General features: G+C 44.6%; 1 protein-coding gene. It reads right to left on the minus strand.

The genetic code is table 11. The features are described from left to right. Positions 1–1,191 (minus strand): elongation factor Tu, encoded by a 1,191-nt coding sequence (gene tuf / locus RFX69_RS05365; RefSeq protein ID WP_001029610.1) that lies wholly within the window; start codon positions 1,189–1,191, stop codon positions 1–3. Positions 1,192–1,203: the final 12 nt, after the last annotated feature.

Raw genomic sequence — 1,203 nt, forward strand, 5'->3', positions numbered from 1 at the left:
TTATGCAGTTACTTTAGCAACAACACCAGCACCTACAGTACGACCACCTTCACGGATCGCAAAACGTAGACCTGGGTCCATTGCGATTGGGTGGATTAATTCTACTGACATTTCAACGTTGTCACCTGGCATTACCATTTCAACGCCTTCTTTCAACTGGATCGCACCAGTTACGTCAGTTGTACGGAAGTAGAACTGTGGACGGTAACCATTTAAGAATGGAGTGTGACGACCACCTTCTTCTTTAGAAAGTACGTATACTTCTGCGTCGAATTTAGTGTGCGGCTTGATTGTACCTGGTTTAGCAAGTACTTGACCACGTTGTACTTCTTCACGCTTAGTACCACGAAGTAAGATACCACAGTTCTCACCTGCACGGCCTTCGTCAAGAAGTTTACGGAACATTTCTACGCCAGTTACAGTTGTTTTAACTGTATCTTTAATACCAACGATCTCTACTTCTTCACCAACTTTGATGATACCAGCTTCAACACGGCCTGTTACTACTGTACCACGACCAGAAATTGAGAATACGTCTTCGATTGGCATCAAGAATGCTTTGTCGATTGCACGCTCTGGCTCTGGGATGTAAGAGTCAAGAGCTGCTACAAGAGCAAGAACTGATTCTTCACCGTAAGGACCAGCTTCACCGTTAAGCGCTGCAAGAGCTGAACCACGGATTACTGGAGTGTCATCACCTGGGAAGTCATAAGTAGAAAGAAGTTCACGTACTTCCATTTCTACTAATTCAAGTAATTCTTCGTCATCAACAAGGTCGCATTTGTTTAAGAATACGATGATGTAAGGTACACCTACCTGACGAGAAAGAAGGATGTGCTCACGAGTTTGTGGCATTGGACCGTCAGTTGCAGCACATACAAGGATCGCGCCGTCCATCTGAGCAGCACCAGTGATCATGTTTTTAACGTAGTCGGCGTGGCCTGGGCAGTCAACGTGTGCGTAGTGACGAGTTGGAGAATCGTATTCTACGTGTGATGTATTAATTGTAATACCACGTGCTTTTTCTTCAGGTGCTGAGTCGATTTGTGAGTAATCTTTCGCTTCACCGCCGTAAGTTTTTGCACAAATTGTTGCAATCGCAGCAGTTAAAGTTGTTTTACCATGGTCAACGTGACCGATTGTACCCACGTTTACGTGTGGTTTATTACGTTCAAACTTGGCTTTAGCCATGATGATCTTCCT

The organism is Acinetobacter sp. 148, from assembly GCF_031196675.1.
Taxonomy (GTDB): Bacteria; Pseudomonadota; Gammaproteobacteria; order Pseudomonadales; family Moraxellaceae; genus Acinetobacter; species Acinetobacter baumannii.

What these genes read in the sequence shown, in the direction of transcription:
- tuf (WP_001029610.1), bottom strand. Translation starts at nt 1,191, where the DNA reads ATGGCTAAAGCCAAGTTTGAACGTAATAAACCACACGTAAACGTGGGT.